The sequence below is a fragment of the Buttiauxella warmboldiae genome, assembly GCF_003818135.1.
GTDB classification, from domain to species: Bacteria; Pseudomonadota; Gammaproteobacteria; order Enterobacterales; family Enterobacteriaceae; genus Buttiauxella; species Buttiauxella warmboldiae.
The window spans coordinates 22,503-46,727 of sequence record NZ_RPOH01000046.1 but is presented as its reverse complement, the minus strand read 5'-3'; the positions used below and the strand labels follow the sequence as shown (position 1 = coordinate 46,727).

Below are 24,225 nucleotides of genomic sequence, written 5' to 3'. Positions count from 1 at the left end.
TGATTATGGAAAAGGTTGTAATTGTTGATGCCATCCGCACCCCGATGGGCCGTTCAAAAGGCGGCGCGTTTCGCAATCTGCGTGCGGAAGATTTATCTGCCCATTTGATGCGTGGCATTCTGTCGCGCAACCCGGCTTTAGAAGCCGCAGCGCTTGATGATATTTACTGGGGCTGCGTGCAGCAGACGCTGGAGCAAGGTTTCAATATCGCGCGTAACGCCTCGCTGCTGGCAGAAATTCCCCATTCCGTTCCGGCAGTGACGGTCAACCGCCTGTGTGGCTCTTCCATGCAGGCGCTGCATGATGCAGCGCGTATGATCCAGACCGGTGATGCTCATGCTTGCCTGGTGGGTGGCGTGGAACATATGGGACATGTGCCGATGAACCACGGCGTTGATTTCCATCCGGGCCTGAGCCGCAACGTGGCAAAAGCGGCGGGTATGATGGGATTAACCGCCGAGATGCTATCGCGTATGCACGGTATCAGCCGTGAAATGCAGGATCGGTTTGCAGCACGATCCCACCAGCGCGCGTGGGCGGCGACCGAAGCGGGCCATTTCAAAAATGAAATTCTGGCAACCAGCGGCCACGATGCCGACGGCGTGCTCAGGCGTTTTGATTACGATGAAGTGATTCGCCCGGAAACCACCGTTGAAGGGCTGGCGGCGCTGAAACCGGCATTTGACCCGGTGAACGGCACGGTGACGGCGGGTAGCTCTTCTGCCCTTTCCGATGGGGCTTCAGCCATGCTGCTGATGAGCGAAACTCGCGCCAGAGAGCTGGGTCTGAAAATCCGCGCTTACGTGCGCTCGATGGCCGTTGTTGGCTGCGATCCGTCAATTATGGGTTACGGCCCGGTTCCGGCATCAAAAATGGCGTTGAAAAAAGCGGGGCTGAGCGCCGCCGATATCGACCTGTTTGAGATGAACGAAGCCTTCGCCGCGCAGATCCTGCCGTGTATTAAAGATCTGGGCCTGATGGATAAGATCGACGAGAAGATTAACCTGAACGGCGGGGCAATTGCTTTGGGTCACCCGCTGGGTTGTTCCGGTACGCGCATTAGCACCACGCTGTTAAACCTGATGGAGCGTCGCGACGCGCAGTTTGGCCTCGCCACGATGTGCATTGGGCTAGGTCAGGGGATTGCCACGGTTATTGAACGCGTTTAAGAACATTTTTAACGTCCCTGATGCCGGTATCAGGGACGTAGAAAAAGTTTAGTTGCCGTTCTTCCCGCCTGTCAGGGGCGGGTTTTTTCATCGTATCAAATAAACGAAAACGCATCGCCAAACATGCGGTCAACCTTTGCACCACGTTCATTACAGAACAGGTCGCGGGCAATCTTCGCCATTTCAAAACGTCCGGCAATATAGATGTCATGCCCGGCAAGCGTTCCGTAATCCTGCATCACCGCCGCTAACACCGTACCGGTGCGGCCACGCCAGCCAGGTTCTGGCTGTTCAACCACCGCTTCAACACGCAGATTAGGATGAAGCACGCAGAGCGCTTCCAGCTCGCTGAGATCGTAAAGATGTTTATCTTCACGGCCGCCCCAGTAAATCGCGACTTCACGTTGTGGATTGCGTGCCAGCGCGGTCAGTAAAATCGAGCGCGCATAAGAGAAACCGGTGCCGCCAGCAATCAGAACCAGCGGACGATCTTCATCCTCGCGCAGCCAGGCATCACCGTGCGGCATATCAACCACGATCTCTTTTTCTTTCAGAATGCGATCCATCACGGCCATGGCGTACAGATTAATCTCTGATGCGCCAATATGTAGCTCGATAAACTCATGGTCCCCCGGCGTGGATGCCATGGAGAATGGGCGCTTGTCGCGCTCATCCATCACCACCATTAAATACTGCCCTGCCTGAAAGGAGAACTTCGCTTCCGGCAGTAATCGAACGCGATATACCGTGTCAGTTATCGCCTCTACCGAGGTCACTTTACAGCTTAAGGTTGTCATGCTTCCCCTCTGTCGGGTCAATAAGGCAAAACAGTAAAAAGCGCCACTCAGACGTTTTTATTGTCGTCGAAAATAGCCAGTTCGTTCCAGATTGCATCAATACGTGCGCATACTTCTGCATCTTTCTTAATTGGACGCCCCCACTCACGTTGGGTTTCCCCTGGCCATTTATTGGTGGCATCCAGGCCCATTTTTGAGCCAAGGCCTGAAACCGGCGAGGCAAAATCCAGGTAATCGATCGGCGTGTTCTCTACCAAAACGGTGTCACGCGCCGGGTCCATACGCGTGGTGATGGCCCAAATCACATCGTTCCAGTCACGCGCGTTGACGTCGTCATCGCATACGATGACAAACTTGGTGTACATAAACTGCCGCAGGAAAGACCAGACGCCCATCATCACGCGCTTGGCGTGACCCGCGTATTGTTTCTTAATCGTCACAACCGCAAGGCGATACGAACAACCTTCCGGCGGCAGATAGAAATCGACAATTTCCGGGAATTGCTTCTGCAAAATCGGCACAAACACTTCATTAAGCGCCACCCCGAGTACCGCAGGTTCATCCGGTGGCCGCCCGGTGTAGGTTGAATGGTAAATCGGATTCTGGCGCTGGGTAATATGCGTCACGGTAAATACCGGGAAGTCATCGACTTCATTGTAGTAGCCCGTGTGGTCGCCATATGGGCCTTCAGGCGCCATTTCGCCCGGCTCGATATACCCTTCCAGCACAATTTCCGCGCTGGCAGGTACTTCGAGATCGTTGGAAATACACTTTACCACTTCGGTTTTGGTGCCGCGCAGCAAACCGGCAAACGCATATTCGGAAAGCGTATCAGGCACCGGCGTTACCGCGCCAAGAATGGTGGCAGGGTCAGCACCTAACGCAACTGAAACAGGGAAACGTTCGCCCGGATGCTCCGCACACCACTCCTGGAAATCCAGCGCGCCGCCGCGATGCGACAGCCAACGCATAATCAGTTTGTTTTTACCAATCAGCTGCTGGCGATAAATACCAAGATTTTGCCGCTCTTTATGTGGCCCACGCGTTACCGTCAAACCCCAGGTAATCAATGGTGCGGCATCTTCAGGCCAGCATTGCATAACAGGAATGCGCGTCAAATCGACTTCATTCCCTTCAAAGATTTGCTCCTGACAAGGGGCGTTACGCAGCCGCTTAGTAGGCATGTTCAGGACTTGTTTAAACTGTGGCAGCTTATCGAACAAGTCACGGAAACCTTTCGGTGGCTCCGGCTCTTTCAGGAAGGCCAGCAACTTACCCACTTCGCGCAGCGCCGACACATCTTCCTGCCCCATCCCCATCGCGACACGTTTTGGCGTGCCAAACAGGTTGCACAGCACCGGCATGTCATACCCTTTAGGGTTCTCAAATAGCAGCGCAGGGCCATTGGCGCGCAAAGTCCGATCGGCAATTTCAGTCATTTCCAGGTACGGATCGACGGGCATGGCGATACGCTTTAGCTCGCCGCGTTGCTCGAGTAGTTCCAGAAAGTCACGTAGGTCGTGGTATTTCATGCCATTAATCGTCATCAGGATTTTGCGGCCATTATACGGGCTTCATGCACGGCATGCTGTATTTTTGTTAATAACGCGTAAATGCTCATCCGATGACCAATCGGCCATAAGTTATACTTGTGCTGTCTATCTCTAATAACGCCCTTTTGTTATTCTTCCCCGGTTAATTAGGAAAAAGAGACATTATGGAATCCTGGTATCTGCTGTACTGCAAACGGGGTCAATTACTGCGGGCGCAAGAGCATCTTGAGCGTCAGGAAGTGAATTGCCTCACCCCGATGATCAAGATTGAAAAGATCGTGCGTGGCAAACGTACTGCGGTCAATGAACCATTGTTCCCGAACTATATGTTTGTCCGCTTTGATCCTGAAACCATTCATACCACCACGATAAACTCGACGCGTGGCGTCAGCCATTTCGTCCGGTTTGGCAGCCTTCCCGCCATCGTTCCCGGCGATGTGATTGAACAGCTAATGAATCACCAGCCAGAGAATATTATCGACCCGGAGACACCTTATGCAGGCGATCGGGTGGTGATCACGGAAGGAGCATTTATAGGGCTGGAAGCGATTTTTAGCGAGCCGGACGGCGAAGCCCGCTCGATGCTGCTGCTGAATCTGTTAAATAAACAAGTTATGCAGAGTGTGAAGAACACCGACTTTAAAAAGAAATAAATCAGGCCAGTGAATGCTGGCCTGATTTTTAGCCTCTAGCGCTGCATTTGCTCATCGTGCAGCCACTGTGCGACACGCTTCGAGAAATAAGTCAGCACGCCATCGGCTCCCGCGCGTTTAAAGCACAGTAACGATTCCATAATCGCCGGTTTTTCTGCCAGCCATCCGTTCTGAATCGCAGCCATATGCATCGCATACTCGCCGGAAACCTGGTAGGCAAAAGTCGGCACGCCGAAGGTATCTTTCACCCGGCGCACCACATCCAGATACGGCATACCCGGCTTCACCATCACCATATCCGCGCCTTCTTGCAGATCCTGAGCGACTTCCTGCAGCGCTTCATCGCTATTGGCCGGGTCCATCTGATAGGTTTTTTTATTGCCGCCTTTCAGGTTGCCCGATGAGCCGATCGCATCACGGAACGGGCCGTAATAGCAGGACGCGTATTTCGCCGCATAAGACATAATCTGGGTATTCACCAGGCCATCGAGCTCAAGCTGGTCGCGAATCGCCCCGATGCGGCCATCCATCATGTCGCTTGGCGCAATAATTTCAGCGCCCGCTTCCGCATGGGATAACGCCTGGCGTACCAGAATCTCACGGGTAATATCATTGATAACGTATCCATCTGCATCAATGATGCCATCCTGACCGTGAGTGGTGTACGGGTCGAGCGCCACGTCTGTCAGCAAGCCTAATTCCGGTACGCCATCTTTCAGAGCGCGCACCGCACGCTGCACCAGGCCATTCGGGTTATAAGCTTCTTCGGCATGCAACGATTTCCCCGCGCTTTCAATAACCGGGAACAGCGACAGTACCGGCACGCCCAGCTTTGCAACGATTTCCGCTTCTTTGAGCAACAGGTCGAGAGTCATGCGGTAAACGCCTGGCATCGACGGCACTTCTTCCTGGCGATTGTGCCCTTCCATCACAAACACCGGATAGATGAGGTCGCTAACCGTTAGCTGATGTTCAGCAACCAGACGGCGGCTAAAATCGTGACGACGTACGCGGCGCATACGGCGACCGGGAAACGTACCGGGAAATGCATAGCTCATTGATTTTCTCCTGATTTAAGCCAGCCGGAAAAGACGGCGGGCATTGTCATCTGTTACTTGCGCCAGCCAGGCGGGGTCTTCTCCACGCCATTCGGCCACCTTATTCAGGATATGAGGCAAGTAGCAGGGTTCGTTGCGGCGGGAAGCAGGTTTGGGTTTAAGATCCCGCGGTAACAAATAAGGGGCATCGGTTTCCAGCAGCAGCTGATGTGCGGGGATCGCCGGTAATAATTCACGTAATTCAAGGCCGCGGCGCTCATCGCATACCCAGCCGGTTACACCGATGAAAAGCCCACGAGCCAGACATTCACGGGCCTCGTTTTCAGTACCGGTAAAACAGTGCAGCACCACACCGGGCAATTTATCGAGCCATGGATCGAGCAGCGTAATAAAGCGTTCGTGAGCTTCCCGGCAGTGCAAGAATACCGGCATCATCAGATCGGCCGCCAGGGCCAGTTGTGCGGTAAAAGCACGTTCTTGTTCAGCAGGCGTTGAAAAATTGCGGTTGAAATCCAGGCCACACTCGCCGATAGCCACCACTTCAGATGCACCGGCAAGTTCACGAATGGCTGCTGCCGTTTCGTCCTGCCACTGGCTAGCATCATGTGGATGAACGCCTGCGGTAGACCAGCACCCCTGATACTGTTGCGCAAGTTCAAGCGCCTGCTGGCTTTCGTGAAGGTTTGTGCCCGTCAGCAACATGCCGCTGACTCCAGCGTGCTGCGCACGAGCCACGACATCTGCACGATCTTTGGCAAACTGCGAGCTGGTTAGATTTACACCGATATCAAACATGGCGCCTTCCAAACGACGACCGCCCTGATGGGCGGCCTGAAATTATGACTCTTACTTAGAGCGATTGTCTTCTGCTTCTGGTGCTTCTTCCGGGTCTTCTTCCTCACCTCTTCTACGCCCTTTACCGACATAGAAACGAGAGAAGAAAATCCCTACTTCAAACAGGCAGTACATCGGAATCGCCAGCAGTGTTTGCGAGAACACATCCGGTGGCGTAAGCAACATCCCCACCACGAACGCGCCGACCAGAATATACGGGCGCTTTTTCTTCAGCGCATCAGGCGAAGTCACCCCCATCCAGCACAGCAAAATAATGGCAACGGGCACTTCAAAAGCCACTCCGAACGCCATAAATAAGGCCATCACAAAATCGAGATATTTCGTGATATCGGTCGACACGATGACGCCAGCCGGCGCGGTTTTGGTTAAGAAACCGAACGCCAGCGGGAAGACAACGAAATAAGCAAAAGCGATACCGATATAAAACAGCAGGGTGCTGGAGAACAGCAGCGGCATGACCAGTTTGCGCTCGTGCTTATACAGCGCAGGCGCGATAAACGCCCAGATTTGGTAAAGGATCACCGGGGCGGATAAGAACACGGCGACATAAATTGTCAGCTTAATAGGGGCAAAAAACGGCGATGCGACATCGGTCGCAATCATCGTTGACCCAATCGGCATTTGCTTAATCAGCGGCGCTGAGACGATTTGATAGATGTCATTGGCGAAGTAAACCAGTGCCAGAAAAATCACCAGCACAGCGATAATGCTATTTAACAGTCGCTTGCGCAGCTCTATCAGATGGCTGATAAGCGGTTGGGTATCTTCAACGGCCATGTTTATGGTTTATCACTCGAAGGTTGAGAAGAGGCGGGAGCGGCGGCTGGCGGTGCTACGGGTTTAGCCTGTGGCGCAATGAGTGCATCAGCACTCTCCGCTGTGGCAGTTTCAGGCGCTTTCTCAGGCGCACTGGCCTGATGGGCGGCCGCTGCTGGCGTCACGCCGTCGTGGCTGTCCTCGTCCTCTTTGAGAAGCGGGTTATGGATAGTATGAGCCTCGTCACTCGCCTTTTCAGGCTCAGCAGTATACGAGCGCTTCATAGATTCAGCGGCCTGGCGCAGCTCATCCATTGATGCCTTCAGCTCCGGAGTGAGGCTATCCATGCTCGCTTTTTCAACCTTTTTCAGGCTGTCCTGCAGCTCCTGGATTTTCAGCTCCTGAACCAGTTCATTTTGTACGGTTGCCGCCAGCGAACGCAGCGCGCGCACCCAGCCGACAACCGTTTTAACGGCCACGGGTAAACGCTGTGGCCCAAGCACAATCAGGCCAATCACGAATACCAGCAGCAGCTCACTGAAACCAATATCGAACACGGTTTACACCTGCTCTTTATCGTTGCTCTTTGCTTCGTCTTTCTTTACCTCAGAAGGTTGCTTATCTGCCAGCGTTTTCGCTGTAAAATCAGCATCCTGAATGGATTTATCTTTCTCTTTGTCTTCATCGTCGCTCATGGCTTTTTTAAAGCCTTTGATGGATGCGCCTAAATCAGAACCGATAGAACCCAGCTTTTTGGTGCCGAAAAGCAGAACGACGATCACAGCAATGATCAACAATTGCCAAATACTGATACCACCCATAATGTTGCCTCAAATCACAGTGATGAATAGATAACGGTCCGTATTGTACCGCACGTTGTCGGTTAAAAACGATGAAAAACAGCTCAGGCTGAGCGCCGCCAGCCAATCAGCCAGCTGACGATGCCTCCGGCCATCAGCCATGCGGGCATAAATTCCCATTCAGGCTTATTAATCAAGAGCAGAGTGCCACTTAACATCAACGTTGCGCCAATGCCGAACAGGTAGCGTGATTGCCCCTGGCGCACCTGATTACGTTGCAAATCGCGCATTATATTATCAACACTATGTTGCAATTGCTTACCCTGGCGCAAACTGTCGTACATCAGTTCCGGCAGCTCGGGCATTTTTTCTATCCAGAACGGCGCTTTTTCTTTAAAAGAGCGGATCAGCGCGGGGATGCCGATCTGATCTTTGATCCAGTCTTCCAGGAAAGGTTTGGCAGTTTTCCATAAATCCAGCTGGGGATAAAGCTGTCTTCCCAGGCCTTCAACGTAGAGCAGCGTCTTTTGCAGCAGCACTAACTGTGGCTGCACTTCCATATTAAAGCGTCGCGCGGTGTTAAACAGGTTGAGCAGCACATGGCCAAAGGAGATTTCTGCCAGCGGCTTCTCAAAAATAGGTTCGCAAACGGTGCGAATGGCGAACTCAAAATCTTCAACATTGGTGTCCGGCGGCACCCAGCCCGAGTCCACATGCAGCTCCGCCACCTTGCGATAATCACGGTTAAAGAAGGCGATAAAGTTTTCTGCGAGATAGCGCTTATCTTCTTTATTAAGCGAGCCGACGATACCGCAGTCGATCCCGATATACTGCGGGTCTTCGGGGTGATCGAAACTGACAAAAATGTTACCGGGATGCATATCAGCATGGAAGAAACTGTCGCGGAAGACCTGGGTGAAAAAGACCTGCACGCCGCGCTCTGCCAACAGTTTCATATTAGTGCCCTGCTCTTTAAGCCTCGCAATATCAGAAACCGGAATACCGTAGATGCGCTCCATCACCATCATCTCCTGGCTGCAGTAGTCAGAGAAAACTTCCGGGACATAAAGCATTGGGCTGTCTTCAAAATTACGGCGCAGCTGAATAGCGTTTGCAGACTCACGCAGCAGGTTCAGCTCATCAATCAGGGTCTTTTCGTATTCACGCACCACCTCCAGCGGACGCAAACGGCGGCCATCAGGCAGCAGTCGCGGCACCCATCGCGCAAGACGATAGATGAGTTTCATATCCGCTTTGATTATCGGCAGAATATCCGGGCGAATGACTTTGATAACCACTTCGCGGCCGTTCTCTTTCAGACGAGCGGTATGCACCTGGGCAATAGAAGCTGATGCGAGCGGGATAATATCAAAATCATCAAACCACGCTTCAACAGGAAGGCTACCCATGGCTTGTTCGATCTGTTTTTTTGCCAGCGCCCCATCAAACGGCGCCACGCGGTCTTGTAGCATCGCAAGCTGATCGGCGATCTGTGGCGGGAACAAATCACGACGCGTAGAAAGCATCTGCCCAAATTTAATCCACACCGGCCCCAGCTCCTGTAACGCCAGGCGTAAACGTTCACCGAGGAGCTTGTCTTTATGGCGGTTTGGCATCCAGAAAAGCATACGCCGCCAGATACGTAACGGCAGCGTAATGCGGATTCGTGGGATCAGCTCATCCAGACCGTAACTCAGGAAGGTGCGAATAATGAAATAGAGGCGGCGAATTTCTCCAGGCGTCATTTGTTCTCCAGTTTTTCCAGCCGTGCAACCAGTGCCTCGACCTGACGTTCGACTGCTGCCGTTTCCTCGGCAAACCATGCAACTTCCAGCGACCCCGGAGCTATCTTCCACTCTTCAGTCATCACTTCTGAAAGATATTGTTGGTGGCGGGTAAATCTTTTTTGCCAGAATTTACTGCCGCCGCGGATAGCCTTGCCGATACCTTCCGCGGCAATGTCTCCGATATAGGGGGCCAACAGCTCTGCTGGATCGAATTCAGCAAGATCCATCAGGGAAACCCAATTCTGGACCACCTGAAGATCGCCCTCCACTTCCAGCTCGCCGCTGCGGATCAGCGCCGTAAGTTGCTGCCGGTCACGCAGCTTTGGTAAGGCGCTAAGCGCGGTTTTCACCACACAATCAGCTTCACCTTCCCACTGGCCCAGCACATCAATTTGCTGTTCGCTAAACACCAGCACGATAGGGGAAGAGAACTCTTTTAGCTCGACGCGCAACACCTTGCCCACTAAGCGCTGGCGTGCCGCTTTTAATCCCCGGTCGCGCCAGAGAAAAGTATTGAGGACGCTTTCAATGCCGGCAGTCATCAGCGGTGTAAAAGGCATCACCAGCCCCCCGTCAGAATTTATAGCCACGGTGCAGGGCAACGACGCCTGCGGTCAGATTGAAGTAAGTTGTGTTTTCAAAGCCTGCGTCTTCCATCATCACTTTCAGGGTATCTTGATCCGGGTGCATACGAATCGACTCCGCCAGGTAGCGATAGCTTTCAGCGTCTTGCGCCACGATTTCACCGATACGCGGCAGAATATGGAATGAATATGCGTCGTAGGCTTTGCTCAGTGGTTCAATAATCGGTTTGGAGAACTCCAGCACCAGCAGGCGGCCGCCCGGCTTTAAGACGCGGTACATAGAACGCAGCGCTTTCTCTTTATCTGTCACATTACGCAGCCCGAAAGAGATAGTGATGCAGTCAAAGAAGTTATCCGGGAAGGGCAGCGCTTCGGCGTTAGCCTGAACATAGTTCACATTGCCCACCACCCCGATGTTGCGCAGTTTTTCACGCCCCATTTTCAGCATCGAGTCGTTGATATCGGCCAGAACCACTTCGCCTGTTTCGCCGACCAGACGGGAGAATTTCGCGGTTAAATCACCGGTGCCCCCAGCCAAATCAAGCACGCGCTGACCACGACGAACACCGCTGCAATCAATGGTGAAGCGCTTCCAGATGCGATGGATGCCGAATGACATCAGGTCATTCATGACGTCGTATTTTGCGGCCACAGAGTGGAACACATTCGCGACCATATCGGCCTTTTGCTCTTTCGCTACCGTGCGAAAACCAAAGTGTGTTGTTTCCTGGGATTCTTCAACCATCTCAATGCCTGCTTATCCAAAAAATGTTCATGAAGTGTAACAGAATGGGGCCTAAAGCCCTATGCTTCAAGCCGCGCGCTTAGCCCGGGCTTAACGTTCACCCAGGCTATGCCGGTTAGCTAAACTGCTGTCAGTGAGGTTTTCTTTATCTAATTCAGTCTGGTGGTGCACGGTATTCTCGCCGTCGTCAAACCTGGCTTGTTCAACCAAATCTGGATTAATCTCACGTTTAACCTCCACGCCCAGGCCACGAAACGCATCGGCCTGGAGCAGAATATTCCCGCACCCGGTAGAGAGTTTTTTCATCGCCTGACGGTAGTTATCCTGCGCTTTATCCAGGCTTTGGCCGATAGCCGACATATCATCAACAAAGAGGCGCATTTTGTCATACAGTCGGCTGGCGCGTTCGGCAATTTGTTGCGCGTTCCGGCTCTGGTGCTCGTAACGCCATAAATTGGCCACCGTTCTTAACGCCACCAGCAATGTGGTGGGGCTAACCAGCATGATGTTATTTTTCAGGGCTTCGCTAATCAGCTCAGGCTGGCGGTCAATGGCCAGTAAAAACGCGGGTTCAACCGGGATAAACATCAGCACATAATCAAGCGATCGTAGCCCCGGCAACTGCTGATAATCTTTACGACCCAGCATCCGGATGTGGTTGCGCACGGCGGCAATATGTTCATTAAGGGCGGCTTCACGAGTTAAGTCATCTTCGCCGTTGTAATAACGCTCATAGGCCACCAGCGTCATTTTGGCGTCGATAACCACGTCTTTGCCCTGTGGTAAGCGCACGATGACGTCGGGCTGCATACGGCTGTTATTTTCGAGTTGGATATTAACCTGGGTTTGGTACTCATAGCCTTCACGCAAACCAGAGGCTTCCAGCACGCGCGTCAGCACCACCTCGCCCCAGTTACCCTGCGTTTTATTATCGCCTTTCAGCGCCTTAGTGAGGTTTAGCGCCTCCTGCGCCATTTGCGCATTGAGCTGCTGAAGATTACGAATTTCATGTGTCAGCGTATGCCGCTCGCGCGCTTCCTGGCCAAAACTCTCCTGAACCTGACGACGAAAACCATCCAGCTGTTCGCGCAATGGCGACAATAATCCATTCAAACTCTGGCGATTTTGCTCCTCGACCCTGCGACCACTTTGTTCAAAGATTCGGTTGGCAAGATTTTCAAACTGCTCGCTCAGGCGCTGCTCGCTGTTAAGCATCTGGCGATGCTTATCATCAGCGTGCAGACGAGTCTGCTCCAGCAAGGTGGAAAGTTCACGAATATCCGCTTCCTGCGCGCTGTTGATTTCCAGCTGCGTGCGCAATTCGCGATTGAGCTGCTCGCACTCTTCTTTCCAGTGCTGGTGTTGCTGTAACTCCTGCCGCGCGGCAGCCAGTTCGCCGTAGATTTCTCGCTGTTCTTCATGCAGCGCGGACTGCCGCTGCGCTGCCCGCAAACTTGCCAGCAGCCAGCCAGTCAGCACCCCAACCAGCGCAATACCCGTCCCGAATAAAATAGAAATATCCACCGTCACTCCCACAAGCCATGCCAAACCTCAGCAAAATAGAACCTTGCTGTATAAATGTCCAGTTTGAAAGGTTTTCATCGGGCTACTTCGCAAGTAGTTTAATCAACACAAATCCCATATATAGGGATAATGTTTATATTATGGGATTTGTGCATTATCTCACCGTTTTTACCACACAATTATGAAACACTTTATTTACATGAACAGGGTTAACTTATGAACGAAAACGCTCCAAACACCACTGGCGTACAAACACTGATCCGTGGGCTTACCGTTATCGACGCGGTGATGAATGGTTGCCACGACTTGAAAAGCATTGGTGCTTATACGGGAACCGCACGCAGTACTACGCACCGACTGGCTTCGGCGCTGGTTGAACAACGTTATTTGCGTTATCTGCCCGAGCAGGGCTACGTGCTGGGATCAAAACTGATCGAGCTGGGAGCAAAAGCGCTCGATAGCACTTCGCTGTATGCAAGAGCGCAGCCAGTATTACAACGATTGGCCCACTATACCCAGGACACGGTACACCTTGGAATTTGCGAAGGGGAAGAGGTCTTGTATCTGATCAAAATCAACAGCCAGCGCGGACTGGAAATGCGTTCCCGCCCGGGGCATCGCATGCCGCTTCCTCTCACCGGTATCGGTAAAGCTTTGTTACTCGATCGTGGTGAAGCGCAGTGGGAAGAGCTGTTTTGCAAATGTACCGATGCCATAAAGTTGGAGGATTTTATGAGCAAAATGCGCCGCTACGCTACCGGAGGCTATGCATTCGATCTGGAAGAAAACGAACCCACCATCCGCTGCGTGGCTGCTCCGGTTTACGATGCAAGTCACGCCATTGTCGCCGCTATCTCGGTGGCAAGCACTTCAACTTATATGTCTTATGAACGCATGGAAGAGCTGGTGCCTTACGTAAAAGCATGCGCCAGCGAAATTTCAACTGAACTCGGCTGGACTGAACACGCCCCAGCCTGACCTTAACGCACTGTCGGACGGAAACGCTTATGCCACGGGATTTATCATTGATTGCACTGGACTGGGGTACCTCATCACTGCGGGCATGGCGCTTCGATGGGTCGTCAACTCCCGGTGAAAAACGCGAGTTCCCATGGGGTATCATGAAATTGCCCAACGCGGGAGTCGATCGTGATACTGCCTTTCGTGAAACGCTGAATAAAGTCTGCGCCGACTGGCTGACTGCATCACCACCATGCCCGGTGATTGCCTGCGGCATGGTCGGAAGCGCCCAGGGATGGCGCGAAGCTCCCTACGCTCCTTGCCCGGTTTCGCTACCGCAACTCGCAAGCCAGCTGCTGCAAATTGACCTGGGCAAGCAGCGGATGTTGAACATCATTCCCGGCGTCGTCAAAAACGGGAACATGCCGGAAGTGATGCGTGGAGAAGAGACGCAGATTTTCGGTGCCCTGGCCGCGAATAAAGTCCTACAGCAGGCTAACGAAGCGGGCGAACCGATATTAATTGGTTTACCTGGCACCCATTCGAAATGGGCAATCGTCCACCGGAACATGCTGAGTCATTTCCACACTTTTATGACCGGCGAGCTATTTGATGCACTGATCCACCATACCATTCTTGGCGCATCAATGGTGCCTGCTGAAGAGCCGCAGTGGCCAGCCTTCCTTGAGGGGCTGGAGGTCGCCCGTAGCCGACACAGCGCGGGGCTGCTGTCGACAATTTTCTCTACGCGTACCCGTTTTTTAACCGGGCAGTTGCCGCAAACACAACAGGCAGACTATTTATCCGGACTTATTATCGGTCATGAGATGTGCGGGCTGGGGAAATTGCTTCTCGACGCCGCGCGACCCGATATGCCGATAGCGCTGATCGGCAACGATGCATTGTGCGATCGATATCAGCGAGCCTTTAACCACTACTTTTCCGCCAGACCACTGCATCTGATTAAATATGCTACCGAGAATGGCCTGTGGCAGATAGCTAAAGTGGCAGGACTATTCACTACCGACACCGGGAAAATTTTTCATGCAATTTAATCGATTATTGAAAGAAACAGGCATGATTGCCATTCTGCGCGGGCTAAAACCGCAGGAGGCCATCGCCATTGGTGAACGGCTCTACGCTGTGGGTTTTCGTTTAATTGAAGTACCGCTAAATTCACCCGATCCATTAGAAAGCATCACCCTAATGCGCCGCGCGCTGCCTGCTGATTGCCTGATTGGCGCCGGTACCGTGCTGAGCGTAGCCCAGATTGATGCAGTCAAAGAGGCGGGAGGGCAATTGATTGTCATGCCCCATGCAGACCCAAAAGTTATTCATCATGCCAAAACGCAGGGGATGGTTTGTACTCCGGGCGTCGCTACACCCACCGAGGCTTTTGCCGCCATTCATTTAGGGGCTGACGCCATCAAACTGTTTCCAGCGGAACTGATTACACCATCAATTACCAAAGCCTGGCGTGCGGTGATCCCTACAGAGATTGCCATGCTGCCCGTTGGCGGTATCACTCCGGATAATATGCAGGTTTATCTGGATCACGGCGCTAGCGGCTTTGGCCTGGGCTCTGCGCTTTATCGTTCCGGAATGTCTGGGGAGGAAGTATCTGAACAAGCGATAAAATTTATGCATTCCTGGCGACATCGCCGCTCATAACGCTACCCCTTATAACAAACATTAAGGATATAAAAGCCAATGCTAATACCTCTGAAACCGACGATAAAAATGGCTGCACTGATTCTGTTAACGGGAACGCTCTTTACAACCACATCAGCGGTACAAGCTGCCACTTACCCCACAAAGCAGATCGATCTCATCGTGCCGTATGCCGCAGGTGGCGGGACCGATCTGGTTGCCCGTTCCTTTGCAGATGCAGCAAAAACTCATCTGCCCGTCAGCATCGGCGTAATTAACAAACCCGGAGGTAGCGGTGCCATTGGATTTAGCGAAATCGCTACCGCCCGACCAAACGGCTACAAAATTGGTCTCGGCACTGTTGAACTGACAACGCTCCCGAGCCTTGGGATGGTGCGCTTTAAGACCAGTGATTTTAAGCCTATTGCCCGGCTTAATGCCGACCCCTCGGCGATAACAGTACGCGCAGACGCTCCGTGGAACACCCTGCAGGAGTTTCTGGACTATGCCAAAGCCAACCCCAATAAAGTTCGTATCGGTAATTCTGGCACTGGCGCCATCTGGCACCTCGCCGCCGCCGCACTCGAAGATAAAACTGGCAGTAAATTTACGCACGTACCCTACGACGGAGCCGCGCCAGCCGTAACGGGTCTGCTGGGAGGGCATATTGAGGCAGTTTCCGTCAGCCCAGGTGAAGTCATCAACCACGTCAAGGGTGGCAAACTGAAAACTCTGGCGGTAATGGCAGATGAACGAGTGAAGAGCATGCCTGAAGTACCGACGCTGAAAGAGCAGGGAGTCACGCTCTCCATCGGCACCTGGCGCGGGCTGTTCGTGCCACAAAAAACACCGCAGGATATTGTCGATGTATTAAGCAAAGCCGCTAAAGAAACGGCGCAAGAGCCAGCCTTCCAGGATGCATTGAACAAGCTCAATCTCAACTATGCCTGGTTGGATAGCGCCAGCTTCCAGACTCAAATTACCGAGCAGGAGATCTATTTTAAAGAGCTGCTAACTCACCTTGGCCTGAAGAAGTAAACGAGGGGTACGGTTATGGCGACAAAAGAGAATACAGCATCCTTAGCCGTGCCTCGTCGACAACGACTGAGAGCCGCAAAGGTTGTCGCGTTGCTGCTTTGTGCGGTGGCTGTCGGCGTGATGATTAACGCCGCCAGCTTTCCATCTACCGCTATCGAAACAGACATCGGCGCAGGTGCATTTCCCATCTTTTATGCAGGATTACTGATCGTACTGGCATTACTTCTGGTTGTGCGGGAATACACTCCCGGTCAACAACGTAACTCATCACAGGAACAGGAGAGCGCTGACAACATTCACCCGGGCTATGGACGTACCGCCACAGGAATCATACTGACAGCCGTCTACATCGTATTAATGGGTTATCTGGGTTATCTGATCGCGACCCCATTGTTCCTGGCAAGCATCATGGTGCTGATGGGATATATACACAGGCTATTGACGCCGCTGATGGCTATTTTGCTAACCATCGTGCTGTGGCTGCTGTTCGTTCAGGTTTTGCAGGTGCCGCTACCCGTTGGCTCACTTTTCGAATAACCGGAGGCCGTCATGTTTGAAAGCGAACTCCTGATGCAGGGGATATCATCTCTGCTCTCTCACCCGCAGGCATTAATTTTTGCCTCACTCGGCGTGATGTTAGGGATTCTGATTGGCGCTCTTCCAGGCCTCACCGCCACGATGGGCGTAGCAATTCTGCTGCCGTTCACTTATGGCATGGATCCGGTTTCCGGCCTGCTGATGATTTGCGGTGTCTTTTTTGGTGGCGTGTACGGCGGCTCAATCACCGCGATTTTGCTGAAAATTCCCGGAACACCAGCCGCCGCCGCGACCGCCATTGACGGCTATGAGATGACAAAACAGGGTAAGGCAGGATTGGCGCTCAGCACTGCGACCTTCTCCTCCTTTAGCGGCGGTACTATCAGTATTATTGTACTGATGTTCCTTTCTCCGGTACTGGCCGGCTGGGCGCTGAAATTTAGCGCTTCGGAATCCTTTGCCCTGGCAATTTTTGGCCTGAGCATTATCGCCAGCATTTCCGGCGAGTCACTGATAAAAGGGTTAATCGCTGGCGTTGGTGGGCTGCTAGTCGCCACCATCGGGCTGGATCCGATGGGTGGTTTTCCACGCTTTACCGGCGGCTTTGTCGAGCTAATGAACGTGCCATTTATTCCGGTGATGATTGGGCTATTTGCCGCCTCGGAAGCTTTTCGATCCATGGAGCAAAATCAGGCCATTCGTCGGGGAACGAAAGTAGCCATTGGTAGCCTGCTGATCCCCTGGAAAGTCATGCGTAACCTGGTTGGCACTATTTTGCGATCCTCTGGCCTTGGGGTATTTATCGGTATGGTACCGGGAGCAGGTGCGGATATCGCCGCCTTTGTCGCCTATAACGAAACCCGACGCTTTAGTAAAACCCCAGAAACGTTCGGTAAAGGGGAGATCAAAGCGGTAGCGTCATGTGAGGCAGGAGCCAATGGTTGTACTGGCGGGGCCCTGCTACCGATGCTGACGCTCGGGATCCCAGGAGATGCAGTAACAGCAATTATGCTGGGGGCATTAACGTTACAGGGGATGCAGCCGGGACCACTGATGTTCTCTGAGCACGGAGATATGGTCTATACCCTGTTTGTTGGCATGATTTTTTGCTACATCATGTTGCTAATACTGGGCTTGCTATCGCTAAAAGTTGTCACTAACGTGGTGAAAATCCCTAATAACATCCTGACGCCACTGATTCTTGCGCTATGTGTAGTAGGCACTTATGCGCTCAATAACAGCCTGTTTGACGTTGGGATTATGCTGATCGCAGGGGTGGTAGGCTACTTTATGCAAAAAGGAGGTTACCCGGCATCGCCAGTCGTGCTGGCACTGATAATGGGGCCAATGGCGGAGAGTAATTTCCGTCGCGCGATGTCCCTATCCGGTGGCTCGCTGGACTTCCTGTATACCAGGCCAATTACTCTGGCGCTCTTATCACTGGCTACCGTCACGTTGTTGACGCCAGTCATTCGTAAACTTTTAATAATCCGGCGCCAGCGTTAAATATAACGCCCTCCATTGAGGGCGTTGTACTAAAACTAGATCAGGCGACGAGCGGCTTCCACCACGATTTTCACCGCGTGGCTTTCGGTTTTTTTCATGGTTTCCGCGTTCGGAATTTCTTGCTGGGTACGGTTCACAATCACGCCTGCAACCATACCGGCACGCAGACCCTGGCTTGCGCACATGGTCAGAAGAGTGGCGGATTCCATCTCATAGTTCATCACGCCCATCTGCTGCCACTCTTCCATAGATCCTTTATAGCGGTTTACCACGCGGCCTGAGAAGGTGTCGTAACGCTCCTGGCCTGGATAGAAGGTGTCGGAAGATGCGGTCACGCCAATGTGCGTGGTTGCGCCGATAGATTTCGCGGCTTCAACCAGAGCGGTAGTACAGGCAAAATCAGCGACCGCAGGGAATTCCATTGGTGCGAAATGCAGGCTGGCACCATCAAGACGCACTGAAGCGGTGGTCACCAGCACATCACCCACGTTGATATGCGGCTGAATGGCGCCGGTAGTCCCGATACGCAGGAAGGTACGAATACCCAGCTGCGCCAGCTCTTCCACCGTAATAGAGGTAGAAGGGCCACCGATACCGGTAGAGCAGACGATAACCGGCTTGCCGTCTAACTCAGCACGCCAGGTCGTAAATTCACGGTGGGCAGCCAATTTAACCGGCTTGTCCATCAGTACAGCGATCTTTTCAACTCGCTCAGGGTCGCCCGGGACGATGGCAAGTGTTGCCCCCTGCAGGTCGCTTTTAGTAAGGCCGAGGTGAAAAACATCAGACTTGGACATAACAGACTCCTCTGTTTAATAGGTTGGCTTGCATTGCATAGCGGTACTGTACAGAACCCCCACGCAGAATTTCGTGATGAATTTCACTTTGAATGAAACAAGTTACATTATTTTCAATTTATATAGTGATGAGCATCACACTTAAAAATCAGGCGTTGCTGATTCAGGTAGAGAAACGAGCGTGAGCGCAAGCCCTGCCGCTCGAAGAATGACGGGGAAAAGCTATAGTTATCGCACTGCGCTAATTCTGGAAGGAGAATGCCAATGAAAGAACCACAAGCGACAAATAAAGGACCGGACGGGCATTTTGCACCTGCGGCCGCCCCTCTTGCTTCAACCGTATTGCATACCCCGGACGACGGCATTCTGGCAGGGGAAACGTCGATCCCCACGCAGGGCGAAAATATGCCCGCTTATCACGCCAGGCCACAAGAGGCTGAAGGAGCCTTGCCCGTTGTCATCGTAGTGCAGGAAATTTTTGGCGTGCATGAGCACATTCGCGATGTTTGCCGTCGGCTGGCCCTGGAAGGGTATCTGGCAATCGCGCCAGAGCTCTATTTCCGGCAGGGTGACCCGAATGATTTTTCTGATATTCAGACGTTATTCAGCGGGCTGGTCGCTAAGGTTCCCGACGCGCAGGTGCTTGCAGATCTGGACCATGTCGCCAACTGGGCAGCCAGAAACGGTGGCGATGCGCATCGCCTGATGGTCACAGGTTTTTGCTGGGGAGGACGGATTGCGTGGCTGTACGCCGCACATAATCCTCAGCTAAAAGCGGCTGTGGCCTGGTATGGAAAACTGGTGGGGGAGAAATCGCTTAATTCACCCCATCATCCCGTTGATACCGCCATCAACCTGAACGCGCCAGTGCTGGGGCTGTACGGCGGGCAAGATAGCGGCATTCCACAAGATACGGTGGAAACCATGCGCCAGGCTTTACGCGCGGCCAATGCCAATGCGGAAATCATCGTCTACCCGGATGCGGGTCATGCTTTTAATGCCGACTATCGGCCGAGTTACCATGAAGAGTCTGCGAAAGATGGCTGGCTGCGAATGCTGCGCTGGTTTGAGCGTTATGGTGCAAAGAGATAATGCCGTGAATCAGTGGGGGAGATACCCCCACCTTCAACTTATTAAGCGTTACGCAGGTTCTGAGCGGCCTTTACCATGTTTGCCAGAGCCAGACGGGTTTCAGGCCAGCCGCGGGTTTTCAGGCCGCAGTCCGGGTTCACCCACAGGCGCTCGACCGGAACAGACTCTGCGGCTTTCTTCAACAGCGTTTCAATCCATTCCACGCTCGGTACGTTCGGCGAGTGAATGTCATACACGCCCGGTCCGATTTCGTTTGGATACTCAAACTCCTTAAACGATTCCAGCAGATCCATATCAGAGCGCGAGGTTTCGATAGTGATCACATCGGCATCCAGTGCGGCAATGGAATCCATGATGTCATTGAATTCGCAGTAACACATATGAGTGTGAATTTGCGTCTCGTCGCGCACCACGGCAGCGTTCAGGCGGAAGGCTTCCACACCCCACTCCAGGTACGCCTGCCAGTCGGACTGGCGCAGCGGTAAACCTTCGCGCAGTGCCGGCTCGTCGATCTGAATGATGCCGATACCTGCGGCCTCGAGATCGGCCACTTCATCACGCAGCGCCAGCGCAATCTGCTTAGCGATGGTTTCACGGCTCACATCTTCACGTGGGAATGACCAGCAAAGGATCGTTACCGGGCCAGTCAGCATGCCTTTTACTGGTTTAACGGTCAGCGATTGCGCGTACTTCGCCCATTCTACGGTAATGGCTTTCGGACGGCTGATGTCGCCGATGACCACCGGTGGTTTCACGCAGCGCGAGCCGTAGCTCTGCACCCAACCGTTCTGCGTAAACACAAAACCATCAAGGTGTTCGCCGAAATACTCCACCATGTCGTTACGCTCGGCCTCACCGTGCACCAGGACATCCAGACCTAAACGCTCCTGCTCGGCAATCGCCTGTTTGATGTGTTCTGCGATACCGGTGCGGTAGCTGTTAGCATCCAGGTTACCTTTTTTGAAGTCCAGGCGCAGGCCACGGATTTCTGTGGTTTGTGGGAACGAACCGATGGTGGTCGTCGGCCACGCTGGCAGGCTAAAACGCTGGCGCTGTGCCACGGCACGAGTGGCATAATCACTCCGGCGCTGGCTGTCCTGCGCGCTAATGGTCGCCAGGCGCTGTTCGACGGCAGCGTTATGCACGCGCTGTGAGTGACGGCGCGCCTGAATCGGCGCACTCCATTCCACCAGTTTCTCTGTATTACCGCTATTCAAAGCTTCAGTCAGCAGCGACAGCTCAGCACATTTTTGCAGGGCGAAGGCAAACCAGCTCTTCACTTCCGCATCGAGACGCGTTTCCACACTCAGGTCGATTGGGCTGTGCAGCAGGGAGCAGGAAGAGGCGACCCACAGCTCGCGTTTGCCCACCAGCTCTTTGAGCTGCGCATATTTTTCAGTCAGATCGGCACGCCAGACGTTACGGCCATTAATCACCCCCGCCGACAGCAACCAGTTTTCTGGCAGTTGCTGATGCAGCACGTTGATATCATCTTTGCCATGCACTAAGTCGACGTGCAGCCCCTGCACCGGTAGCGCCGTGATGGTATTCAGATTTGGCGTCACGCCTTCAAAATAGGTGGTCAGCAGCAGCTTAACGTTGCCTGCCAGCGCGTCGTAAGCCGGTTTAAACGCATCCAGCCATTCTTGCGGTAGCTCCAGCACCAGTGCAGGTTCGTCGATTTGCACCCATTCGATACCGCGTTTTGCCAGCTCTGCCAGAACCTGTTGGTAAACTGGCAGAATGTCTTTTAGCAAGCTCAGACGGTCGAACTGCTCACCTTTCACTTTACCCAGCCACAGATAAGTCACCGGGCCAAGCAGCACGGGCTTCACGTTGTGGCCGAGCGACAGCGCCTCGTCCACTTCATCCAGCAGCTGGGTCCAGGTCAGTTTGAACTGCTGGCCTTGAGTGAATTCCGGCACCATATAGTGGTAGTTGGTGTTAAACCATTTGGTCATTTCAGCGGCAGCAGCGGGCGAACCACCTGGCGCTCGCCCACGGCCCAGGCGGAACAGGGTATCAATATCGACGCTGCCGTCCGCGTTCTGATGACGAGCCGGCACATTGCCAAGCAGCAAGCTGGTGGTCAGAACGTGATCGTACCAGGCGAAATCGCCCACTGGCAGTAATTCAACGCCAGCCTGTTTTTGTTGCTCCCAGTGGCGTGCACGCAGTTCGCGACCCACCGCCAGTAATTCTTCCTGAGTGGAATTGCCCGCCCAGTAACTTTCTTGTGCTTTTTTCAGTTCGCGACGCAGGCCAACACGAGGGAAACCGAGGGTATGATTTTTAATAGTCATTTTTCTGCCTCTTTATAATTCAAATTCTATGGATTTCGAGTTGCAAGTTGGCGGCCAGGGAGCGAATCCCGATGAGCTTACGTCAGTAAGTGATTCGGATTCGTGAGTGCAGCCAACACCCTTGCGGCTCGAAAGACGACAAACTTTAGACGTCTGGATGTTTACACCGCCATAATGTGCAGGTACTGTATATTCCTCAAGCGCAATTTGTTCATGCTGAAGTGAAGGACTTTCATGATCGAGATCAAACATCTGCGGACGCTACAGGCGTTACGAAATTGCGGCTCTTTAGCCGCCGCCGCCGCCGCATTGCATCAAACCCAGTCGGCTCTCTCCCATCAGTTCAGCGATCTGGAGCAGCGGCTTGGGTTCCGCCTGTTTGTCCGTAAAAGTCAGCCGCTGCGCTTCACGCCTCAGGGCGAAGTGCTGCTGCAGCTGGCGGAACAAGTTTTGCCGCAAATCAGCCGCGCGCTTCAGGCGTGCAATGAACCGCATCAGACCACGCTTCGTATCGCGATTGAATGCCATAGCTGTATTCAGTGGCTGGCCCCGGCGCTGGAGAATTTCCACAAAACCTGGCCGCAGGTGGATCTGGATTTCAAATCTGGGGTAACGTTTGACCCGCAGCCCGCGCTCCAGCAAAGCGAGCTGGATATCGTTCTGACATCGGACATTCTGCCACGCAGCGGTCTGCACTATTCCCCGATGTTTGATTATGAAGTGCGCCTGGTGCTGGCAACGGATCACCCGTTAGCCAATAAAACGCGAATTGAACCGGAAGATTTGAGCCACGAGACGCTATTGATTTACCCGGTGCAGCGAAGCCGCCTGGATATCTGGCGCCATTTCCTGCAGCCGGCGGGCGTTAGCCCGTTGTTGAAAAGCGTGGATAACACGCTGTTGCTGATTCAGATGGTGTCGGCGCGCATGGGAATTGCCGCACTCCCACACTGGGTGGTGGAAAACGTTGAGCGCCAGGGCCTGGTGGTGACTAAAACGCTGGGTGAAGGATTGTGGAGCCGGCTGTACGCCGCCGTGCGCGATGGCGAGCAGCGTCAGCCGGTGACCGAAGCGTTTATTCGCTCGACGCGTTCACACGCCTGCGAGCATCTGCCGTTTGTGCGGAACGCGGAGCGACCCAATGGCGATGCACCCATAACGAGGCCATTATCACCGTCCCACCAATGATGAAACTCGGCCAGTGGGGCTGCTCTTGCCAGATGGCAAGGTTAACCAGCAGCCCCGCCGGAACATGCACATTGTTCATAATGCCGAGCGTGCCCGCATCCACCTGGGTGGCGCCGTAGTTCCACATAAAGTAGCCCAGCCCGGAAGCCACCACGCCAAGCCATACCAGAATGCCCCATTGCAGGTGGGTGGTGGGCAGTTTCTGCGGATTACCCAGCATAAACCAGGCGCTCACCGCAACCACTGCCGCGCCGAGATAGAACCAGGAAAAGGCACATTTCTGCGGCATCGGGCGGGTTTCCATCAGGCGTTTGTACCCCACCATACCAATGGCAAAACAGATATTTGCCGCCTGCACCAGTAGCAGACCGATCCAGAAATGATCGCTGACTTTGTCGTAGCGAATAATCGCCGCGCCAATCACCGCCAGCCCGGCGCTCAGCGCATAGCCCCAACGCAGCTTATTGCCACTCAACAAGTCATAAATCAAAGTGACATACAGCGGCGTCATTACGGTGAACAGCAGGAATTCGGAGACGGTGAGGTAGAGATAAGCCTGGAAGCTAAACAGGTACATCACGCCGAGTTGTAACGCGCCCACCAGCATATACAACAGCAGGGTTTTGCTGCTGTAGCCCTTGAAACGCAGGAACGGCAAGAATACCAGAGCCGCAAGCCCGACGCGCATCAGCACGGAAAAATAGCTGTCGACATGCCCGGCAAGGTATTCGCCAATCAGGCTAAATGAAAAGGCCCACAGAATAGTGGTGATGATCAGTAACGGCACGATGAAGTCTCTACAGCAGGCAATTTATGCCTTATTGTAGCGAAGATGGTTTGCCGGAGTGGGTTTATTTGGTTGACGAGTGGTGG

The 24,225-nt window shown here is 53.3% G+C and carries 24 protein-coding genes; 10 read left to right on the top strand and 14 right to left on the bottom strand.

Annotated elements, in window-relative coordinates; translation table 11 throughout:
* Positions 1-5: 5 nt before the first annotated feature.
* Entirely contained in the window at positions 6-1,169 is a 1,164-nt protein-coding gene (gene fadA, locus EHN07_RS12180; RefSeq protein ID WP_124024404.1) for an acetyl-CoA C-acyltransferase FadA, read from the top strand.
* Between the two features lie 95 nt (positions 1,170-1,264).
* On the opposite strand, the gene fre is transcribed toward fadA, so the two are convergent.
* Positions 1,265-1,966, bottom strand: a complete 702-nt coding sequence (fre, locus tag EHN07_RS12175; RefSeq protein ID WP_124024403.1) for an NAD(P)H-flavin reductase — start codon at positions 1,964-1,966, stop codon at positions 1,265-1,267.
* A gap of 47 nt (positions 1,967-2,013) precedes the next feature.
* Entirely contained in the window at positions 2,014-3,507 is a 1,494-nt protein-coding gene (ubiD, locus tag EHN07_RS12170) for a 4-hydroxy-3-polyprenylbenzoate decarboxylase (protein ID WP_167467308.1), read from the bottom strand.
* A 176-nt stretch (positions 3,508-3,683) separates the two neighbouring features.
* Here ubiD and rfaH point away from each other — a divergent pair, with 176 nt between their 5' ends.
* On the top strand, positions 3,684-4,172 hold the full coding sequence (gene rfaH / locus EHN07_RS12165; RefSeq protein ID WP_124024401.1) for a transcription/translation regulatory transformer protein RfaH: 489 nt from the start codon (positions 3,684-3,686) through the stop codon (positions 4,170-4,172).
* 35 nt (positions 4,173-4,207) lie between these two features.
* On the opposite strand, the gene hemB is transcribed toward rfaH, so the two are convergent.
* The 9 genes from hemB to rmuC all read right to left on the bottom strand — a co-directional run bounded on the left by hemB (position 4,208) and on the right by rmuC (position 12,281).
* The gene (gene hemB, locus EHN07_RS12160) at positions 4,208-5,230 is read right to left on the bottom strand and encodes a porphobilinogen synthase (RefSeq protein WP_124024400.1); all 1,023 of its coding nucleotides are present in this window, start codon (positions 5,228-5,230) and stop codon (positions 4,208-4,210) included.
* A gap of 15 nt (positions 5,231-5,245) precedes the next feature.
* A complete protein-coding gene (gene tatD / locus EHN07_RS12155) occupies positions 5,246-6,037 on the bottom strand; it encodes a 3'-5' ssDNA/RNA exonuclease TatD (protein WP_208646994.1) in 792 nt (263 codons plus the stop codon).
* A 39-nt stretch (positions 6,038-6,076) separates the two neighbouring features.
* On the bottom strand, positions 6,077-6,862 hold the full coding sequence (gene tatC / locus EHN07_RS12150; protein ID WP_124024398.1) for a Sec-independent protein translocase subunit TatC: 786 nt from the start codon (positions 6,860-6,862) through the stop codon (positions 6,077-6,079).
* 2 nt (positions 6,863-6,864) lie between these two features.
* Positions 6,865-7,398, bottom strand: a complete 534-nt coding sequence (gene tatB, locus EHN07_RS12145; RefSeq protein WP_124024397.1) for a Sec-independent protein translocase protein TatB — start codon at positions 7,396-7,398, stop codon at positions 6,865-6,867.
* A 3-nt stretch (positions 7,399-7,401) separates the two neighbouring features.
* Positions 7,402-7,662: a Sec-independent protein translocase subunit TatA gene (gene tatA, locus EHN07_RS12140; RefSeq protein WP_124024396.1), complete on the bottom strand. Its 261-nt coding sequence runs from the start codon at positions 7,660-7,662 to the stop codon at positions 7,402-7,404.
* 83 nt (positions 7,663-7,745) lie between these two features.
* Positions 7,746-9,386, bottom strand: coding sequence for a ubiquinone biosynthesis regulatory protein kinase UbiB (ubiB, locus tag EHN07_RS12135; RefSeq protein WP_124024395.1), 1,641 nt, complete (start codon positions 9,384-9,386; stop codon positions 7,746-7,748).
* Positions 9,383-9,988, bottom strand: coding sequence for a ubiquinone biosynthesis protein UbiJ (gene ubiJ / locus EHN07_RS12130; RefSeq protein WP_124024410.1), 606 nt, complete (start codon positions 9,986-9,988; stop codon positions 9,383-9,385). The genes ubiB and ubiJ overlap by 4 nt, the downstream gene beginning before the upstream one ends.
* Before the next feature lie 13 nt (positions 9,989-10,001).
* Entirely contained in the window at positions 10,002-10,757 is a 756-nt protein-coding gene (gene ubiE / locus EHN07_RS12125; RefSeq protein ID WP_124024394.1) for a bifunctional demethylmenaquinone methyltransferase/2-methoxy-6-polyprenyl-1,4-benzoquinol methylase UbiE, read from the bottom strand.
* Positions 10,758-10,847: 90 nt separating this feature from the next.
* Positions 10,848-12,281 (bottom strand): DNA recombination protein RmuC, encoded by a 1,434-nt coding sequence (rmuC, locus tag EHN07_RS12120; RefSeq protein ID WP_244202395.1) that lies wholly within the window; start codon positions 12,279-12,281, stop codon positions 10,848-10,850.
* 216 nt (positions 12,282-12,497) lie between these two features.
* Between rmuC and EHN07_RS12115 the strand changes: the two genes are divergently transcribed.
* From EHN07_RS12115 to EHN07_RS12090, 6 genes are read left to right on the top strand one after another with little or no spacing between them, the layout of a single operon-like run.
* Positions 12,498-13,259, top strand: coding sequence for an IclR family transcriptional regulator (locus EHN07_RS12115; RefSeq protein WP_124024393.1), 762 nt, complete (start codon positions 12,498-12,500; stop codon positions 13,257-13,259).
* Positions 13,260-13,288: 29 nt separating this feature from the next.
* On the top strand, positions 13,289-14,296 hold the full coding sequence (locus EHN07_RS12110; RefSeq protein ID WP_124024392.1) for a 2-dehydro-3-deoxygalactonokinase: 1,008 nt from the start codon (positions 13,289-13,291) through the stop codon (positions 14,294-14,296).
* Complete coding sequence (locus EHN07_RS12105; protein WP_124024391.1) at positions 14,286-14,912, top strand: 2-dehydro-3-deoxy-6-phosphogalactonate aldolase; 627 nt, start codon at positions 14,286-14,288, stop codon at positions 14,910-14,912. Before EHN07_RS12110 ends, EHN07_RS12105 begins: the two co-directional genes overlap by 11 nt.
* Before the next feature lie 39 nt (positions 14,913-14,951).
* Complete coding sequence (locus EHN07_RS12100; RefSeq protein ID WP_124024390.1) at positions 14,952-15,929, top strand: tripartite tricarboxylate transporter substrate binding protein; 978 nt, start codon at positions 14,952-14,954, stop codon at positions 15,927-15,929.
* 15 nt (positions 15,930-15,944) lie between these two features.
* Entirely contained in the window at positions 15,945-16,466 is a 522-nt protein-coding gene (locus EHN07_RS12095) for a tripartite tricarboxylate transporter TctB family protein (RefSeq protein ID WP_124024389.1), read from the top strand.
* A 12-nt stretch (positions 16,467-16,478) separates the two neighbouring features.
* Positions 16,479-17,972 (top strand): tripartite tricarboxylate transporter permease, encoded by a 1,494-nt coding sequence (locus EHN07_RS12090; protein WP_124024388.1) that lies wholly within the window; start codon positions 16,479-16,481, stop codon positions 17,970-17,972.
* Between the two features lie 35 nt (positions 17,973-18,007).
* Here the strand turns inward: EHN07_RS12090 and udp are convergent, their stop codons facing one another.
* A complete protein-coding gene (gene udp / locus EHN07_RS12085) occupies positions 18,008-18,769 on the bottom strand; it encodes a uridine phosphorylase (protein WP_124024387.1) in 762 nt (253 codons plus the stop codon).
* A gap of 264 nt (positions 18,770-19,033) precedes the next feature.
* Between udp and EHN07_RS12080 the strand changes: the two genes are divergently transcribed.
* Positions 19,034-19,861 carry a dienelactone hydrolase family protein gene (locus EHN07_RS12080; protein ID WP_124024386.1) on the top strand — a complete coding sequence of 276 codons (828 nt, stop codon included), beginning with the start codon at positions 19,034-19,036 and terminating at the stop codon, positions 19,859-19,861.
* Positions 19,862-19,902: 41 nt separating this feature from the next.
* Here EHN07_RS12080 and metE read toward each other — a convergent pair whose 3' ends face one another.
* Positions 19,903-22,164: a 5-methyltetrahydropteroyltriglutamate--homocysteine S-methyltransferase gene (metE, locus tag EHN07_RS12075; RefSeq protein WP_124024385.1), complete on the bottom strand. Its 2,262-nt coding sequence runs from the start codon at positions 22,162-22,164 to the stop codon at positions 19,903-19,905.
* 234 nt (positions 22,165-22,398) lie between these two features.
* Between metE and metR the strand changes: the two genes are divergently transcribed.
* On the top strand, positions 22,399-23,352 hold the full coding sequence (gene metR / locus EHN07_RS12065) for an HTH-type transcriptional regulator MetR (RefSeq protein WP_124024383.1): 954 nt from the start codon (positions 22,399-22,401) through the stop codon (positions 23,350-23,352).
* On the opposite strand, the gene EHN07_RS12060 is transcribed toward metR, so the two are convergent.
* The gene (locus EHN07_RS12060) at positions 23,240-24,139 is read right to left on the bottom strand and encodes a carboxylate/amino acid/amine transporter (protein WP_124024382.1); all 900 of its coding nucleotides are present in this window, start codon (positions 24,137-24,139) and stop codon (positions 23,240-23,242) included. The genes metR and EHN07_RS12060 overlap by 113 nt on opposite strands.
* Between the last annotated feature and the right edge of the window lie 86 nt (positions 24,140-24,225).

What these genes read in the sequence shown, in the direction of transcription:
- udp (WP_124024387.1), bottom strand. Translation starts at nt 18,769, where the DNA reads ATGTCCAAGTCTGATGTTTTTCACCTCGGCCTTACTAAAAGCGACCTG.
- tatA (WP_124024396.1), bottom strand. Translation starts at nt 7,662, where the DNA reads ATGGGTGGTATCAGTATTTGGCAATTGTTGATCATTGCTGTGATCGTC.
- ubiE (WP_124024394.1), bottom strand. Translation starts at nt 10,757, where the DNA reads ATGGTTGAAGAATCCCAGGAAACAACACACTTTGGTTTTCGCACGGTA.
- EHN07_RS12115 (WP_124024393.1), top strand. Translation starts at nt 12,498, where the DNA reads ATGAACGAAAACGCTCCAAACACCACTGGCGTACAAACACTGATCCGT.
- EHN07_RS12095 (WP_124024389.1), top strand. Translation starts at nt 15,945, where the DNA reads ATGGCGACAAAAGAGAATACAGCATCCTTAGCCGTGCCTCGTCGACAA.
- metE (WP_124024385.1), bottom strand. Translation starts at nt 22,164, where the DNA reads ATGACTATTAAAAATCATACCCTCGGTTTCCCTCGTGTTGGCCTGCGT.
- hemB (WP_124024400.1), bottom strand. Translation starts at nt 5,230, where the DNA reads ATGAGCTATGCATTTCCCGGTACGTTTCCCGGTCGCCGTATGCGCCGC.
- EHN07_RS12100 (WP_124024390.1), top strand. Translation starts at nt 14,952, where the DNA reads ATGCTAATACCTCTGAAACCGACGATAAAAATGGCTGCACTGATTCTG.
- fadA (WP_124024404.1), top strand. Translation starts at nt 6, where the DNA reads ATGGAAAAGGTTGTAATTGTTGATGCCATCCGCACCCCGATGGGCCGT.
- EHN07_RS12090 (WP_124024388.1), top strand. Translation starts at nt 16,479, where the DNA reads ATGTTTGAAAGCGAACTCCTGATGCAGGGGATATCATCTCTGCTCTCT.
- ubiB (WP_124024395.1), bottom strand. Translation starts at nt 9,386, where the DNA reads ATGACGCCTGGAGAAATTCGCCGCCTCTATTTCATTATTCGCACCTTC.
- EHN07_RS12105 (WP_124024391.1), top strand. Translation starts at nt 14,286, where the DNA reads ATGCAATTTAATCGATTATTGAAAGAAACAGGCATGATTGCCATTCTG.
- EHN07_RS12110 (WP_124024392.1), top strand. Translation starts at nt 13,289, where the DNA reads ATGCCACGGGATTTATCATTGATTGCACTGGACTGGGGTACCTCATCA.
- EHN07_RS12080 (WP_124024386.1), top strand. Translation starts at nt 19,034, where the DNA reads ATGAAAGAACCACAAGCGACAAATAAAGGACCGGACGGGCATTTTGCA.
- ubiJ (WP_124024410.1), bottom strand. Translation starts at nt 9,988, where the DNA reads ATGCCTTTTACACCGCTGATGACTGCCGGCATTGAAAGCGTCCTCAAT.
- metR (WP_124024383.1), top strand. Translation starts at nt 22,399, where the DNA reads ATGATCGAGATCAAACATCTGCGGACGCTACAGGCGTTACGAAATTGC.
- tatC (WP_124024398.1), bottom strand. Translation starts at nt 6,862, where the DNA reads ATGGCCGTTGAAGATACCCAACCGCTTATCAGCCATCTGATAGAGCTG.
- fre (WP_124024403.1), bottom strand. Translation starts at nt 1,966, where the DNA reads ATGACAACCTTAAGCTGTAAAGTGACCTCGGTAGAGGCGATAACTGAC.
- rfaH (WP_124024401.1), top strand. Translation starts at nt 3,684, where the DNA reads ATGGAATCCTGGTATCTGCTGTACTGCAAACGGGGTCAATTACTGCGG.